Raw genomic sequence first — 16199 nt, 5'->3', positions numbered from 1 at the left:
TGCTTCTCTTATGATTCACCGTAACCGAGATTTTGAAAAGCAATTTGCAATAGTGCGGCAGACATCTCCCGCCTGTATTCCGCAGACCCTCTGACATCGCTTATAGGATTTACCTCGTCCTTCAATATATTGCCCGCTCGCTTTATATTCTCCAGCGAAGGTCCAACACCGTGGAGTGCGTCCTCAGTCCGATATGCTCTTATAGGCGTTGGCGCCACTGACCCCAGGGCGAGCTTCAGGTCATCTTTGATTACGCCATCTGCTACATCGAACATAAGCGAAAGAGAAACAAGAGATATGGCCGTCCCATTCCTCTGCCCCATTTTTAGGAATTGGCATCTCTTCCCCTGAGTCTCGTTAAACCTTACCCCGGCAAGTAATTCATCATTTCTATGATTGGTCCTTTTCACCCCTGAAAAGAATTCCTCTACAGGTATCGTACGTTCTCCATCGATGCTCTTCAATAAAATTGTCGCTCCGAGTGTTAGCAAAGGAGTTGCCATATCAGCAGCCGGTGAAGCGTTGATTAGATTACCGCCCAGGGTTGCCCGGTTCCTGATCAACGGGTTAGCAAATTGCTTACAAGCCTGGGATAAAATAGGGGCACTTTTCTGCACTATCGGGGATTTCTGAAGTGCCGAAATTTTGGTTACAGCGCCTATGCTTATCTGGCTGCCTTCTTGTCTTATGTAGTCTATTTCATCAAGAGCAGATATATCGATAACAGCCTCGGGTTCTGGCTTTAAAACATCATTTCTAATGTCAACCAGGAGAGCCGTACCGCCGGCAATGAATACTGCATTCTCTCTATATTTGGATTTTAGCTCCAACGCCTCCCTGAGAGACCTCGCTTTTTCATAGAGAAAATCCACTTTTCGCTCCCTACTCTGAGTTCGCATGCCGTCGAAGTTTGAGTTCCATCAGGTAGCACAGCATTGCAGAACAGGATTCTGTACTGCTGAATCCGCCGTCAGTATGCTTTCCCGCCTCTGCGATTATACATTAGTAGCCCGAGCTTCAACAACTTGGACAAAGCATCTGGCTTTTCCGTGCGGTTGAGCGTGGTTAAGGGATTTTTTGGCTACTTCTCTATAGATGCTAACCTCATAAGCGTTGGGCAATCTTTGTGTTTAACAATTGGTTAGCTTTCCAAATCCTCAAAGAAGGATTATAACACTACTCCTCGCTTTGTCAAGTGCATCACTTGTCTATCGGAACGAGAACAATGGCGGAATTCCCGGAGAGACCCGGTCCGGAGATGGGCATAACCGCTCTCTATTCATAACCACACCAATCCATTATGGTCAGAGACAAAATCTTGGTAGCATCAATCAGATAGTTAATATCCACCCACTCATTGGTGGCATGCATCTGCTCTGTCAAGCCCGGGCCAAAAATTACTGTCGGCGTATTACCGTATTTTATAAGGTATCTGGTATCAGCTGCTCCCTGTCTGCCGGTAATTTGAGGCTTTTCCCCGGTGACAACGGTAAATTTTTCACTCACGGCTTTGACGATCGGATGTTCCGGAGATATTTCGGCAGGGTCACCACAATAGCCCACAAATCTAACTTCAGGTGGGCTATGCTTGAGCCAGGGGTCTGTCTGTGAGAAAGCCAGGATATGTTCAACAAAGCTTCGTTTCACCTCATTTGTGTCTTCTCCAGGCAGAGTAGCGATACTCCCTTTAAGCAGGCAGGTATCAGGGAACGCACTGGCAAACGTGCCGGATTGAAACATACCGACCATGCAGGGAAGCGTACTTCGATTATCAGGATAGAGAGGGTGTTTCAATGCATTAATCCTGATATTTTCAAGGCTCGAAACAGCTCCCACAACTGCGTATCCCTTTTCTATCGCGTTTACCCCTTCCCACCTCCTCTGGATTCCAGCTGGTTTCCCCCGAACGGAGATTTCAAACCAAATCCGCCCTATGCAAGCCGGTTGAACATGAAGGCTGCTGGTCTCACAACAAATACCAGCATCAGCCTGATACCCCCTCATTACACAAGCCAGTGTTCCGTTTCCACTCTGCTCTTCATCTACTGTATATTCAAGAATTACATCTCCCTTCAACCTGACGTTCAAACGTATTAAGCAATCCAAGGCCATTGTCATTGCTGCCAAACCACTCTTCATATCTGAAGCCCCTCTTCCATACAACCGATTCCCTTCAATATCTCCTGCCCATGGCTGGTGCACCCAGGCGTCTAAAGGCCCCGGAGGGATGACATCAACATGGCCGTTGAGAATTAAAGACTTTCCGTTTCCTGTCCCTTTATATATTCCGACAACATTCGGGCGGTTCACATATCCACGTTCGACGGGAACATAGGCAGGATGTTTCTTTAGCTCCTCATGCTCAGGTTCCCATATGTCAACGGCAAGGCCCATACTTTCAAGCTGGCGGGCAATAAACTTCTGAATTTCGGATTCGTCACCGGTCACAGTAGGAAAAGATACTAATTTCCCAAGAAATTCAATGACTTCGTTTCGTCTTTTTTCGATGAGTTTCAGAACCTCTCCTTCTATATCTGTTTTCATTTTCCCTCCCTAGCTCTGAAACATCTCAAAATCCTGCATAACCTTGACCTGTCTCCCCCAGAAGGTAAAGCTCTTTCTCACTCGATAATCTCCCAGCCCGCCTGATATTTATCAAGTTCCGCTATAGTATAATCATCAAAGTTGTGCTCTCTCTCGGGAATCTCAATATGCTTTTCAACGCCACATAATGGAGTGGAAAAGTAACGCTGCCCGGTATCATTGAGCATTGTAACGATTACCTTAAGCTCTGGATGTCGCTTGGCCAGCTTGATAGCTCCAACTACATTTGCCCCCGATGAGATGCCGCAAAATAATCCTTCTTCCAAAGATAACCTCTTCCCCATTTCAATGGCCTCTTCTGAAGTGGATAGGGAAATACCATTGAGTAAACTTACGTCCAGATTTCGCGGAACAAATCCGTCACCGATACCCTCAATCCGATGGGAGCCCCATAATCTTCTTGCCAACATCGGTGCTTCAGCAGGCTCGCCAGCATAGAGAAGCACCTCAGGGTTTCTTTCTCTGATATATCTCCCTACCCCGGTAATCGTTCCCCCTGTTCCCTGAGTAGCCACGAAGGCATCTACTTTACCCCCCGCTTGCTCCCAAATTTCACGGCCGGTCGTGAGATAGTGAGCCATAATATTGTCCTGGTTAGTGTATTGGCTGGGCACCCAATATTTCCCCGGATTTTCTCTTATAATTTCCTCCTGTTTTATCAGACAAAGGTCCACATCTGACTCAGCCCCGGGAGTATAGATGATTTTTGCTCCGTAGGCTTCTATAATTTTCGTTCTCTCAATACTCATTCCATCAGGTAGAATAATAGTGACGGGATAACCCAATACCGTGCCTATGAAAGCACAAGAAATTCCAGCATTACCGGTGGAAGTTTCCAGGATTTCCATACCTGGTTTTAAAGCCTGATTCCTTATTGCCTCCGTAATCATCTGATAATAGATTCTGTCCTTAAGCGAGCCGGTAGGAGAAAACCACTCCAGTTTGACTAAAATATCTGCCCCTATTCCTTCGGTTACTTTATTTAGTTTCACCAGCGGGGTAAGAGCTATCACTTCAAGTATGTTTTGAGCAACCTTTCCTCGTGTTCCCCAGTCTATCATTTTGCCTCCTTCTTATGTCTGTAGTGTGGATGATAGATTATTCTTTCCTCACCGTCAATAACCGAATGACCCGATTGGACAATCCCCTAAATTATCAAACGTCTGAGAATCGTTGCATTTTAGTGAATTTAATGTTAGATTTGTGAATCAATTTAGAAGACCGACCAGGTGATAGTGTTTCACCATATGAAAGTTATACGAGAGATATTTTCAAAAATAAGAAAAAACCCTTCCCGAACCTGTAGGGTTTTTCTGTCATACTAAGGATTGTCCCGACTTCGGCAAGTAGCCTCAGGAAGAATTGAATTAGAGGGGATTATGCCAGGTATTGATATTGGGGTAGACTTTTGCGGAATTCATCTGTCAACTCCGTTTCTTATTGCCTCTGCGCCGTCTACCACAAGAATAGGCGAGATATACAAGCATGCCGAGCAGATAGCCAAGAACGGCTGGTCAGGTGTGGTAACAAAGACCGTCATCACTAAGGAAAAGTATGACCCGGAGTTAAAGCCGTACCTGTGGACTACACCCCAGTTCAGGATAGTGGCTATGCAGAACGCCGGACCACAACTGGATATTTATAGCAAATCTTTGATAAAAGAGCTGAAGAGGGATACTGAAGCAGCCCACGCCGCAGGCATAAAGGTAATCGTTAGCATAATCGGCAGCACTTATGGCCAGTGGGGAGAGATGGCCAACGAGTGTGAGCAGGCTGGCGCCGACGCGATAGAGCTGAATCTAAGCTGCCCATCCTATAGACCTACGATGCAGTCCTCTATGGGAGGGGCGCGGGTGGGTGGAGACCCGGAAGAAGCGGGCAGGGCAGTCGAAGCAACGGTTTCCGGCACGAATCTTCCAGTCATTGCCAAGTTGACGGTTCATGCTTCTGATATCTCCGCTGTAGCCACGGCATGCCAGGAGGCCGGTTGCAGCGCTATATCGGCCATCAACACAGTGCGCGGGCTTATTGGCATTGATATTCAAACAGAAATGCCCCTGTCCAGTGATATAGAGGGGCGCTGTCATTACTCGGGACTATCTGGCCCGCTAATCAAGCCTATTGCCTTGGGTATCTGCGCCAACCTGGCCCTATCCGTTGATGTTCCGATTAGCGCTATCGGTGGAATAGTTGACTGGAGAGATGCCGTCGAGTTCCTACTGGCAGGTGCTTCTAATGTTCAGGTGGGCACCGGGATGATGTGGTACGGGCTTGGTCTGGGCACAAGGTTGCGCAGTGGACTGGAAAGTTATATGGCAAAGAAGGGATACAGCTCAATACAAGACTTTAGGGGCCATGCCCTGAGGTATCTCGTGACTGCCGAAAAACAGGACTCCAGAGGCCATACGGTGAGATATATCTCCACCGCTGCAATACCGGAAGTATATCCATCGGATTGTCACATGGAGCTTTCCCGGGAGAAGTGCAATATGTGTCGGATGTGCCTTATTGCCTGCCGGGATGCTTCGATGGATGCTATTGAGGAGGTAAACGGAAACCTGCGTATAGACCGCTCCAAATGTACCATCTGTGGACTATGTATGGTGGTATGCAAGCCTGGAGCCATTACTTTAAAAAGAGAAGCTTAAGAATCAGAGATTAGCTTTGTCCAGTATTCTTCAGGCATTTGAAGTGGCGATAGCCGAAAGCCACGTTATCATAGCGAGTACAAGGGGGTGAGAGATGACAGAAGCAGTCAGAGGGAGGTATGTTCTAACCGGTGATATCCAGGGGAGTGTGATAGAGGATGGAGCTGTGGTATTTGATGGTGGAACCATCCTTGACCTGGGGCCGTTCAGCGAGATGCAGGCTATTTACAATCCGGTGAAGGTTTACGGTTCCCCCAACCATGTGGTTCTGCCCGGTTTGGTGAACTCGCATAGCCATGGCCTCGGGGTAAACCTGCTCCGGGTAGGCCCCGGGGATGAACCCTTGGAGCGCTGGTTTATCAACACTTGGTATCACCCGGATGGCAAAAGAGTGCCTATCTTTTATGAAAATACCCTTCTAGATGGGCTGCAGATGCTCAAATCAGGGGTGACCACGGTGGTACACCATCATTATTTCAGCGAGGCCAACAGTGAAAACCATCTGGAGGTGATGAACCTTTGCTTGCAGGCTTACAAGGACCTGGGATTGCGGGTGGCCTTTGCGCCTTTTATCAGAGACCGGCATCAATTTGCCTATCTGGATGACGGTGCCTTTATCTCAAGCCTTCCCGCCTATGCTGTTGATTCCTTAAGAAAGATAGGGAAAATCCCTGTTCGATACCCCACTGCGGCGCAGTACTTTCAGGCCTTTGACAAGCTGAGGAGCCAGCATGAAGGTGACCATACCCGCTTCCTTTTTGGCCCAGCAGGCCCACAATGGTGTACCCCACAGCTCCTCAAAGAGATACAGGAGCGCTCTGAATTGGAAGGTATCGGTATCCATACCCATGTTCTGGAGAGTCCGATGCAGAGGAAGTATGGTGAGCGGGAGTATCCCGGCGGGCTTATCGGCTATCTGGAAGAATTGGGCTTATTGAATTCAAGGTTAACCCTGGTACACGGAGTTCAAATGACAGGGCAGGAGATAAAAAAACTGGCAAGTGCTGGTTGCAAGGTAGCCCACAACCCCAGCAGCAATCTGAGATTGTTCAACGGTGTGGCTCCCATCAGGGAGATGCTTGAGGCAGGACTCTCGGTAGGGCTGGGAATGGACAGCACCTCCCTGGATGATGATGAAGACATGTTCCGGGAAATGAGGTTATGCTCAATATTGCAGCGCCCGCGGAGGATAGACGCCAGCCCAATCCCCAGTTCGGTTATACTGCACATGAACATAGCTAACGGAGCCAAAATAGCCCAGTTTGAAGATATTATCGGTCCTTTGGAGCGAGGAAAGAAGGCTGACTTAATACTGTTAGACTTCTTGAAAATAGAGGAGCCATTCATCGGCCCGGAGGCTGATGTGCTCTCTATCATCCTTCATCTAGCCACTAAAAGGCATGTTGATACTGTTTTTATCGACGGGTGTCCCGTTGTGGAGCAGGGCAAATCAAACCGGATCGACGAAGCGAAATTGCTTCAAGACATCAGGCAAAAGTACAAACTTAAGGGTGATGACCCTGAATCTAAAAAGCTGCGCCGGGCTATGACTGATGAGTTGATACGCCTTTACTCGGCGTGGTAGATGGCAATCCCCTGGCGCACCAATTATAGTTTCGCCAGGGGGACTGAGGGGGTGAGGTCACTGAATTTAATAGGTCTTTATGCTTTTACTTTGGCGAAGTGGCCCTGCGGTATGCCCACGCCCATGCCGATGTCCTCGTCCATCTGGCGGATGGTCTCCGCGCCAACGTTCTCGACGATGTACGCGTCCAGTGTGGCCAGCACCGGATTCTCGCCGGCCACGATGTGCCCGCCGAAGACCTTGCCTTCTTTGTCGCAAAAGGTGCCGTGCAGGTGCAGCAGTGTCTGGCCGTCGTCCGACTGGAAGACGATGCCGTGCATGCTGATGACCTCAATCGGGCCGGGGAGGGTTGCGGGGTCAGTGTAGCCAGCCCCGAGCTTGGTCTCCGGCTTGGGCGCCAGTATCTGATAGGTCACTTTTCGTATGCTGCCGATGCCAAAGAGCACCGCGCCGTACTTGATGCCGTTCTCCTCGCAGACGGCCTTCAGGCCGGCGGTGATATCGGTGTTTGTCCTCAATCGTGCCGGGATTAATTTTCCGGCTTTACCGATGGCATAATGCGCTCCTAATTCTCCCATATACTTTTTACCTCCTTATTTATAAATAGCTGTAAAGCTCTACAAACGCGGTTTGCAGAGTATTTCCTTGACCTTGAGGTCGAAAAAGTTCTGCGAGTTCGCCGGCGTGAGCACTACCGCGATATCGGCGCCACGGCCGGTGCCGGCGATGGCGATGACTTCCTCATCGGTGCGCACCAGACCGGCATCCGCCGCCATGACTGCGATTTCAACGACTACCTTCATGCCCTCGCCGAAAATTTTGAGTGTGCTGGCGGTAAGGTCGCCGATGAGGTAGGTGTTGAACTTGTTGCGCACGGCGCGGCTGATGCCGGCGAAAAGGTGGGTAGCGGTAAGAATCACGCCGCCCTTGCTCTCAACTATCTGGCGGTTCTCTTCGGTAAGTTCCTGGCTGTTCGGCTCGCGGAAGCCGTGGCTGTGGGTCACCACGATGACCCTGAGGCCTTTCAATGTTTCCACGGCCTGCACCGCGGTATCACCACGCGTCGATGCCACCAGCACCGTTTTGATACCGAGTTCCCCGGCGCGCTGCCCGACAATGCGCAGCACTTCTTCCGTATTCTCCCTGCCGGGCCGCTCAAAGTAGACGGTCTTTGATTCCATTATCGATATCTTCAGGTTATCCGTCGTCGCTGACTAAGCGATGTAGTTGCGCAGCGTACCGATGCCTTCCACCTTTATCTCAATGGTGTCACCCGACTTCATCGGGCCGATGCCAGCCGGTGTTCCGGTGGCGATAACATCGCCCGGGAACAGGGTGATAAACTGGGAGACATAACTGACTAGGGCCGGAACCGCGAAGACAAGGTCGCTCGTGTTCACCTGCTGCTTGCATTCGCCGTTGAGGTACGCTTCCAGCATCACCTTGCCCGGGTCAAGCTCGGTTTCAATCCAGGGGCCGAATGGCGCGAAAGTATCCGAGCCTTTAGCCCTTGCCCACTGCGAGTCATTCTTCTGCCAGTCACGGGCGCTGACGTCGTTGAAGCAGGTGTAGCCCAGTACATACTTCATGGCGTCCTTTTCGCTCACCTTCGTTGCCTGAGCCTTGATGACCACGCCCAGCTCCGCCTCGTAGTCAACTCGGGTGGACCCGGGGTTGTAAATCTTATCCTCGGGACCGATGACCGCACTTGAAGGCTTGTAGAACATCGCCGGTTCCGTGGGGACGGGCTGCCCGACTTCCTTGGCATGGCTGTAGTAGTTGAGGCCGATGGCTACAATCTTGGTCGGCTCAGAGGGTGCCAGGAGCTTGACCTCGCTGAGTTTGTGGAACTGGTCGAGCTTTTTGATTTCGGGGAATGGTGTGCCGTCGATAACCTGGACCTGCTCGCCATCCAGGATACCGTACTCAGTTTTGCTGCCGATACTGTATCTTACAATTTTCATAGCGGCTAAAGTTTATCATCACCATTTATGGATGTCAAATTGAAGCTGATAGGCGTTGCTTTGGCATATCCAGTGTGATATAGTTTTTGTAATATGAACGCCGGATTTGAATTCATTTCTTCGGGCACGGTTACTTCCCCGAAAGGTTTTGTCGCTGGCGCGACATATGCTGGCATCAAGAAGCAAAAAAATCTGGACCTGGCTTTACTTGCTTCTGAAGTGCCCTGCGACGCTGCGGGCCTGTTTACCAGGAACCGGATTAAAGCGGCACCGGTGATGCTATGCCAGCGGCGCCTCTCAAGGGGGAAGGCAACCGGTGTGGTAATCAACAGCGGCTGCGCCAATGCCTGCACCGGGGAGCAGGGAATGGTGGATGCGGAGGAGATGGCCGAGCTGGCAGCTGCGTCAATAGGTGTTCCTCCCGAGCAGGTTCTGGTGGCGAGCACGGGGGTAATCGGTCAGCTGATGCCGATGGAGCGAGTGCGCGCCGGCGTGAAGCAGATAGCGCTCTCCCGTGATGGGGGGCATGAGCTGGCGAAGGCCATCATGACCACGGACACGGTGCCCAAGGAAGTGGCGGTAATGGTGAAGGAAGGTGGCTACATTATCGGTGGGGCGGCCAAAGGCGCGGGAATGATTCATCCCGACCTGGCCACGTTTCTCTGCTTCCTGACCACCGATGCCAGGGTTGATTCCGGGTTTCTTCAGTCCTCGCTTAAGCAGGCGGCGGATGCTTCCTTCAACATGGTCTCCATTGACGGTGATACCAGCACCAACGATACTGTACTGTTGCTGGCCAACGGATTAGCCGGTAACGAGGTGATTTCATCAGGTACTGAGCAGGCCGAGATGTTCCAGCAGGCGCTTGAAGGGCTCTGCATCCATATAGCCAGGGTTATGGCGCGCGATGGCGAAGGAGCCACCAAGCTCTTTGAGGTAACGGTTCAGGGCGCGCCGGACAAAGCGGCGGCGCGACAGGTTGCCAGAACCGTGGTCAGTTCAGCGCTGGTTAAATCCGCCATCTATGGAAACGACCCCAACTGGGGAAGGATTGTGGCGGCGGCCGGGAGGAGCGGGGTGGAAATTGTGGAGTCTAGGATAGACCTTTACCTTGATACTATCTGCCTGGTGAAAGCGGGCCGACCGCAGCCGTTTGACCATGCCGAGGCGGTAAAGCACTTAAATCAGGCTGAAGTATTTTTTACTTTGAATTTGAATCTGGGGAGCGGAAGCGCAGTGGCCTGGGGCTGCGACCTGACCGAGGACTATGTCAGGATTAACAGCCACTACACAACTTGAAATACTGGCGTATTAGAATGGAACGCAATCCGGTTATTGTGGTCAAGATAGGTGGGGTGGCGCTGGGGAGCAATGACACCACCGTTGAGGATATCGTCCACCTGCAGCAGCAGGGCGAACGACTGGTGGTAGTGCATGGTGGCGGCAAGCTTATCACCGAATGGCTGAAGATACACGGCATTGCCACCCGGTTTGTGGGTGGCCAGCGGGTAACCGACAGGGATTCGCTGGGAGTGGCGGTGGCGGTGATGGCTGGCCTGGTCAACAAGGAAATCGTGGCCGGGATAAATCAGCTTGGCGGTCGCGCCATAGGTATCAGCGGTGCCGATGGTGCGCTGGCGCAGTGCCGGCTGGAAGACGAAAAGCTGGGCTACGTTGGCAAGGTGGTACAGGTAAACACAGAACTGCTGGACACGTTGCTGCAGGCGGGCTATGTGCCGGTAATTTCTCCGCTGGGCATTTATGCCTTTGACCGACCCGATGATGCGCCACATATACTTAACATAAATGGGGATATCTTTGCCGGCGAAATAGCTGCCGCCGTCGGTGCGGAGCAACTCGTCTTCCTGACCGACGTGCCGGGTATCTGCGACCAATCAGGCACGCTGCTGTCCAAATTATCCGCCAGAGAGGCCGAAGAGCTGGTCGCCTCAGGCGTGGCGTCAGGAGGCATGATTCCCAAAATACGGGGCTGTATCCGGGTGGTGAACACCGCTGCGGCGACGTGCATCATTGATGGGCGGCAGCCTCATGCCCTGCGCCAGCAGATTGAAGGGCGTGGCGGCGGCACCACAATTTACGGGGACTAGTACGAGTTAAGGAGCGGCGAAGTCCCATAAAAGAAAAAGTCAAAGCGAGATGAAACTCTGTAATGAAAAGGGGAGTTTTAGAGGGGCGAAGCCCCTCTCCCATACATCTCCCCCTCTCCTTTGAAGTAGGGAAGGGCGAAACTTTATGTTAAGGCAAATGGGTTATCCTCCCCCTGTCACGTTAAGTAGGTTTTTCTCGACTAATTCGTCGATGCAACGTTCACAAAGTCGCCCTCTGGCTACGAAACCCTCAATATCTTTTACTTCTAGCTTTATGCCTGATGCTCCTCTATCTACTTCCCCAGCGTGCATCTGAACCCATCTAGGAAATTCTCCATAATTATAGGCTTCTTCCGCGGGCCTCTGTGCAACAATCTTAATCTTTTGCTCACACTTAATACAACGCCAAGCTTTCATCTGTCTTACCTCCATTAGTCTTCATAAATGAATGTGAAAACTGGTGATTCGGAATTAGAGAACGGAAGCCGTAACTGACGACCTACCCTGCTGAACTCCCGTCCCATGATTTGTTGCATCGCGGCAAAGCTTTGAGCCTCATTAGATAAGAAAAGCAGGTAATACTGCGGTGCACGAGTCTGGTTCACAATGAAGATAGCACCCCGATATTCATAATGTTGAGCCAATCTGTCTCTGCAATAGATTCTTGGCCATCTACGATATTCCTTACGCCCTATCATCCAATTTCCGGTTCCGAAGAAAGCCGTGAGATTTTCAGTGGCCCTTTGAGCCCTATTCGATGTAGCATTTCGCCATATGTGTCCAATCTCGCGAAGTGGAGCGTAAAGAGGGAGCGTAATTAAGATTTCACTTCCCGGAACGTTGGCTATACGTTCCACAGTCTCCCAGTGTAGTTCGTGACAAGGCACTATCGTCTTACGATATATTAGGCCCTCAGGGTCAAGGAAAAAGAACGTTTTCCTTCCTGCGGGGAGGCTAGCCAAGATTTCCAGAATTACTATATTACAATCACTGTGATAAATTGAGACCTTTGGAAAATTTGCTACGCACCTTTTCAGTTGCTCAAAACGAACACGGTTAATTTCGATAGCGTGAATCTGCTCACAGATAGGAGACTGGGCAGCAATCAAAACAGAGCCATTTCCAAATAGCTGTCCTTCTTTGTCCCATATCTTCCCGGTTGCAGCATGCAAATCACAGTAGAGTATCCTATCCCTTCTCGTCGGAGCACATTCTTGCCAATATCCCTGCAAAACCCTATATTTAGAGCGGGAATGGGGCTTTATTATGTGATAGACCTCTTTTTGAAGGGACATACGAACCCCTCTTCACCAAGTAAAATCATCAGATACAGTTACACCTTTGTCCCATGCCTAGTTCTTTTACCAATAAGCTAGTTTCCTTGCACAGAGCAACCTTTTCTGTATCGAAGCCAAACGCCCTTAAATTTCGCAGGAAAAACAAATATACCTCTCGCCTTTGTTCAGCTGGTAACTTTCGCCCCCAACCCGATTTCTCAGTTAAGCCTTCTGCCCAGCTACGGTCACGAGAATAAATTAACGTTTTCTTGAGCCCCCTGGGCATGCCCAACGTGATGTGCTCCGGGCCATTGGGGAGATACTCAAATAACAGCTCAAGTAGCCTCGAATAATGGTCTCTCCAGCCTTCGACGGGGAAAATGGGGTCAATTCTTGCCCGAACTTCATACCCAGCTTTCTGAAGTGAACTGGCAGCCTCTATTCTCTTTTCAGGTGCAGGCGTTTTGTGTTCCCAACGCTGCCAGATTTCATTTGCATTTATGCTAAAGCTGACAATTGTTTGTGTCCGAGGCTTCTCTAAAAGAAATTTCGTATTCGTTGATTTGGTTAACAGCAAGAGTTTGTGTTTAGTCTGTTGTTCGAATTTATCTGCTATGTGAGCCATCAGTTCGGGGAACATTAGAGAATCGGCTAATTCTCCACTATTAAAAATAGATGGATGCTTAATAAAGTAGGGGTGGTTGAAGGCTTTTTCAATAGCTGCCAATACGCCCCCGATTTTTCTAGGCCTTGGCGTTTTCTGTCCTCTGGCGGTACCTTGCAAGTAACAATATGCACAATCGAAGGGACAACCAAAGGCCCATCTCAATTCCCAGAAGTGAGGGCACACAATGTCATCAGGCGTCTTGTCAAAATAGACAACCACCCCATCTATGTTGGGAACAGGTTCCTCATATGGCTTAGCTTTAGAGTTAAGGTCGAAAAGTGTTATTCTAGCCAATTTCTCTTTCCGTCACACTTAATCGTATAGGTTTTTCCGCACTTGTCACACTCTATTCTACCGATAGTGTAAACAGTCCCTTCGACCACCGGCATTTCTTCTCTAGCCTGCCGGGGGACCGAGATATCCAGAGAAAGTTGCTGTTCTTTGATTACCTGTCTAATAAAATCGGGGTCCTTAGCTAATTCCGCCCTGGCCTTCCTCATAGCCCGCTCTTCCAAACGCCGCCTTTCTTCTTCCCTTTGTTGCTTCCTTTCCTCTTCTCTTTGGGCCCGGATCGCTGCTTGCGCTTCAGTTTTTGCCCGTTTCTCAGCTTCCTGGGCTGCCTTCTCCTCAGGAGTCATGACCTCTTCAGCCCTTCTTTTAGCCTCTTCCTTCAGAGCTTGAGCTGCTTTCTCATAATCTTCAGGGGTTTCCAGTGTTATCTCCGGTGCAATCTCACCAACAGCCTCTTGCGCTTTCTCTATCTGTTTCTCTTTGTACTTAGCAAGGGTAGGCTTGAGGGCTTTTTGTAGCTCAGGCTGGGATAATCTTTGGTCAAGCCAATCTATGACTTCCTGTGGGGCATATTCCCCACTACCCAACAGTGCTTCTAATTCTCTAATATTTCCTATCGGTATACTGCCTTGCCAGACTGCTTCTTGGTACTCCTCAGGTAGTTTGAAGACATTCAGGTACATTAAGATGCCATGATGGTCATAGCCAAATAATCTACCTATCTCGCGCAGACTCATTCCCTCTCTCTCTCGGCATGTTCGGAAATGGTGTGCCTTCTCTTTTGGAGTGTAGTCCTTCCGCTCGACATTAAGCCTCCACACTAGTCGCATCGCCCTTTCATTGTCGGCCTCTATAACTTGGCAGGGCACAGTTTTGTAGCCCAATTCCTTTGCCAGCTTGACGCGCCGCTCACCGTCGATTAGCTCGTAGCCGGTATCTATCTGACGGACAACAATCGGTGATGCTATCCCATCCTTCATGATGCTGCCCCTGAGGTCTTCCAGGTCGAAGTCTAACCTTGGTTGATATGGGCTTGGCTTGATTAAATCTATGGCTATATCCATCAGTCTACTTACTCCTCCTTATAGCATCTTAACCTCTTTACCTTCTTTTTTCTTTGATATTGGTGGAGCTTGAACTGGCGATAGCCAGGGCGGTATGTCAGGTTTCTTACTATGTAAAAGCTCCTCAATAGTTAGGATTTGCATTTTAGGATAGTCTTTACCTAAAGGAGACCTATAGAACCCTTGCGATACTGCTTCCGTCTCCATTGGCTTAGTTGGTGGCTCTAGGCTAATAAATATTCCAATTTCTGCCTTTTCTCTATCAATAACCCCTCTCAAATCTCTTGTGAGGTTCACTGAGACTCCGCCACTCTTAACTTGCACAATAGCCCTTTTAACCTTATCTTTCTCATCCATAAAGTAGAGATAGCCATCTATACCAGTATCAGCTCCCTTTTTCTTATTGCCGTAGGGGCGTGCCCCTATAAGTGATAGTGCCCACCATTGAAACTGGTACTTGTTTTGATTAGCTAGTTCTTTTGCCCCTGCTAAATCTATAGGCTCACCAATTACCTTATACTTAATACTAGGAAACATTTGCTCCAAACGCCATTTCATAGTGCTTATGGCTAAATGAGTAATATCAATACCAATCCATTTGCGATTGAGCTTATGAGCGGCAACTAAAGCTGTGCCACAACCGCAAAAGGGGTCAAGAACTACATCGTTTTCTTTGGAACTGGCTTGAATAATCCGCTCCAACAGACTCTCAGGTTTTTGAGTTTGATATCCTAGGCGTTCAGCATGCCATGACCTCAAAGACTCCAAGTCATTCCATACATCTTGCGCTGGCATGCCTTTGGCTTCATCCAGGTATCGTTTGATTCTGGGGATACCATTCTTGGTATAAAATATTCGTCCCTCTTTTTCTAAACGCTCCATAGTCTGTAAAGGTACTCGCCAAATTCTTTTGATACCCCTCCACTCGTATTCGTAACCGCCACCCTGTAACCCAGCAGCACCCAAGTCACCGGACATAAAACAGCGTCCATTATCGTCAGTATATCTGTAATATTGTTCCACATACCCTTCGTCATAACCCTGAAACGTCTTGTTCCAAACATATTCATTGGTTTTTACGTAAAACAGCAGGACATCATGCACTGACCCGTAGCCACGAGAATCGCTGTGTGCACTTTGCCTTTTCCAAACAATCTCATTTTTGAAAGATTCCGCACCAAATATGGTGTCCATTAGAATCTTCAGGTAATGGCTTGCTGTAGGGTCGCAATGTAGATAAATCGAGCCGGTATCTTTGAGAACCCTTTTTAATTCTAAAAGCCTGATACACATCATTGTCAGGTAAGCCATCATGTCATTCTCGTGTATAAACTGCCGAAAAGCAGTCATCATCTCAACTACGTTGGCTGGGGCAGTATCAGCTATCTTTTGAAAGGCTCGCTCTGACTCATCACCCCAGTGCCAAGTATCCTCAAAGGCAGTTATTTGAGCTTGCGATGGCTTACCTGTGGGTTCTTTGAAGAGGATATTGTATGTCGCTTTGCTATTGAAAGGCGGGTCAAGGTAAATAAGGTCAATAGACTTATCGGGAATATGCTTCCGGAGAATGTCTAGATTGTCGCCATAGTAAAGAATGTTGGTTTCCATTGCATTTTCCTTATATCATAATATCATAACTTGAATTAGGTAACCCTGAAATTTATGCTATCCTTCTCGCACATACCCGCACTTCCTCAAGCTCACCTCGCATCGCCTTAACTAATGCGCCCGCCAATAAGCTCAAAACAGCCAAGCTACAGTGAAATCTTACTTTGTCAAGCCCACGAAAACAATGCGAGTCTAGCCGTCGTTCACATTTAAGTCTAGAGTTTACGCGTTCAATTGCAGTCCGGTGGTTATAAAGATTTACCCACTCCTCTGTTTTTCTGGCCACCCGATAGCCAAAGCGTCGATAATCGTGAATCGGGCGAACCCAAATTGCTTTTAGCGGACACTTCTCGGGCAGCGGGCAAGTTGCCTTCTTTGCTCTC

16 protein-coding genes are annotated in these 16199 nt (G+C 49.2%); 4 read left to right on the top strand and 12 right to left on the bottom strand.

Translation table 11 applies throughout. The annotated features are described in order from the left end of the window. Positions 1 to 8: 8 nt before the first annotated feature. From KKD83_03870 to KKD83_03860, 3 genes are all read right to left on the bottom strand, one after another. Positions 9 to 872: a xanthine dehydrogenase family protein subunit M gene (locus KKD83_03870; GenBank protein ID MBU2535291.1), complete on the bottom strand. Its 864-nt coding sequence runs from the start codon at positions 870 to 872 to the stop codon at positions 9 to 11. A 403-nt stretch (positions 873 to 1275) separates the two neighbouring features. Then, the gene (locus tag KKD83_03865) at positions 1276 to 2544 is read right to left on the bottom strand and encodes an ArgE/DapE family deacylase (GenBank protein ID MBU2535290.1); all 1269 of its coding nucleotides are present in this window, start codon (positions 2542 to 2544) and stop codon (positions 1276 to 1278) included. A gap of 77 nt (positions 2545 to 2621) precedes the next feature. After that, positions 2622 to 3665, bottom strand: a complete 1044-nt coding sequence (locus KKD83_03860) for a cysteine synthase family protein (protein ID MBU2535289.1) — start codon at positions 3663 to 3665, stop codon at positions 2622 to 2624. Positions 3666 to 3983: 318 nt separating this feature from the next. Here KKD83_03860 and KKD83_03855 point away from each other — a divergent pair, with 318 nt between their 5' ends. Together KKD83_03855 and KKD83_03850 are read left to right on the top strand one after the other, a co-directional pair. Continuing rightward, positions 3984 to 5252 carry a tRNA-dihydrouridine synthase gene (locus KKD83_03855; protein MBU2535288.1) on the top strand — a complete coding sequence of 423 codons (1269 nt, stop codon included), beginning with the start codon at positions 3984 to 3986 and terminating at the stop codon, positions 5250 to 5252. 94 nt (positions 5253 to 5346) lie between these two features. Further along, the gene (locus KKD83_03850) at positions 5347 to 6837 is read left to right on the top strand and encodes an amidohydrolase family protein (GenBank protein ID MBU2535287.1); all 1491 of its coding nucleotides are present in this window, start codon (positions 5347 to 5349) and stop codon (positions 6835 to 6837) included. Between the two features lie 77 nt (positions 6838 to 6914). Here KKD83_03850 and KKD83_03845 read toward each other — a convergent pair whose 3' ends face one another. The 3 genes from KKD83_03845 to KKD83_03835 are packed head-to-tail and all read right to left on the bottom strand — an operon-like array spanning position 6915 to position 8801. Further along, positions 6915 to 7415 carry a DNA-binding protein gene (locus tag KKD83_03845; GenBank protein ID MBU2535286.1) on the bottom strand — a complete coding sequence of 167 codons (501 nt, stop codon included), beginning with the start codon at positions 7413 to 7415 and terminating at the stop codon, positions 6915 to 6917. Between the two features lie 39 nt (positions 7416 to 7454). Further along, positions 7455 to 8021, bottom strand: a complete 567-nt coding sequence (locus KKD83_03840) for a hypothetical protein (GenBank protein MBU2535285.1) — start codon at positions 8019 to 8021, stop codon at positions 7455 to 7457. 30 nt (positions 8022 to 8051) lie between these two features. Further along, entirely contained in the window at positions 8052 to 8801 is a 750-nt protein-coding gene (locus KKD83_03835; GenBank protein ID MBU2535284.1) for a fumarylacetoacetate hydrolase family protein, read from the bottom strand. Between the two features lie 93 nt (positions 8802 to 8894). Here KKD83_03835 and argJ point away from each other — a divergent pair, with 93 nt between their 5' ends. After that, positions 8895 to 10100 (top strand): bifunctional glutamate N-acetyltransferase/amino-acid acetyltransferase ArgJ, encoded by a 1206-nt coding sequence (gene argJ, locus KKD83_03830; GenBank protein ID MBU2535283.1) that lies wholly within the window; start codon positions 8895 to 8897, stop codon positions 10098 to 10100. Between the two features lie 17 nt (positions 10101 to 10117). Continuing rightward, entirely contained in the window at positions 10118 to 10909 is a 792-nt protein-coding gene (gene argB / locus KKD83_03825) for an acetylglutamate kinase (protein ID MBU2535282.1), read from the top strand. Positions 10910 to 11071: 162 nt separating this feature from the next. On the opposite strand, the gene KKD83_03820 is transcribed toward argB, so the two are convergent. The 6 genes from KKD83_03820 to KKD83_03795 all read right to left on the bottom strand — a co-directional run. After that, positions 11072 to 11326, bottom strand: a complete 255-nt coding sequence (locus KKD83_03820) for a hypothetical protein (protein MBU2535281.1) — start codon at positions 11324 to 11326, stop codon at positions 11072 to 11074. A 14-nt stretch (positions 11327 to 11340) separates the two neighbouring features. Next, the gene (gene tcmP, locus KKD83_03815; GenBank protein ID MBU2535280.1) at positions 11341 to 12204 is read right to left on the bottom strand and encodes a three-Cys-motif partner protein TcmP; all 864 of its coding nucleotides are present in this window, start codon (positions 12202 to 12204) and stop codon (positions 11341 to 11343) included. A gap of 28 nt (positions 12205 to 12232) precedes the next feature. Beyond that, positions 12233 to 12913, bottom strand: a complete 681-nt coding sequence (locus KKD83_03810) for a hypothetical protein (GenBank protein ID MBU2535279.1) — start codon at positions 12911 to 12913, stop codon at positions 12233 to 12235. A gap of 221 nt (positions 12914 to 13134) precedes the next feature. Then, a complete protein-coding gene (locus KKD83_03805) occupies positions 13135 to 14208 on the bottom strand; it encodes a ParB/RepB/Spo0J family partition protein (protein MBU2535278.1) in 1074 nt (357 codons plus the stop codon). Between the two features lie 18 nt (positions 14209 to 14226). Continuing rightward, complete coding sequence (locus KKD83_03800; protein ID MBU2535277.1) at positions 14227 to 15816, bottom strand: restriction endonuclease; 1590 nt, start codon at positions 15814 to 15816, stop codon at positions 14227 to 14229. Positions 15817 to 15868: 52 nt separating this feature from the next. After that, on the bottom strand, positions 15869 to 16199 hold a 331-nt coding region (locus tag KKD83_03795), incomplete at its 5' end, for a transposase (GenBank protein MBU2535276.1).

The organism is Chloroflexota bacterium (genome assembly GCA_018829775.1).
Classification (GTDB): domain Bacteria; phylum Chloroflexota; class Dehalococcoidia; order Dehalococcoidales; family RBG-16-60-22; genus E44-bin89.
This window is presented reverse-complemented; position numbering and strand designations above follow the sequence as displayed.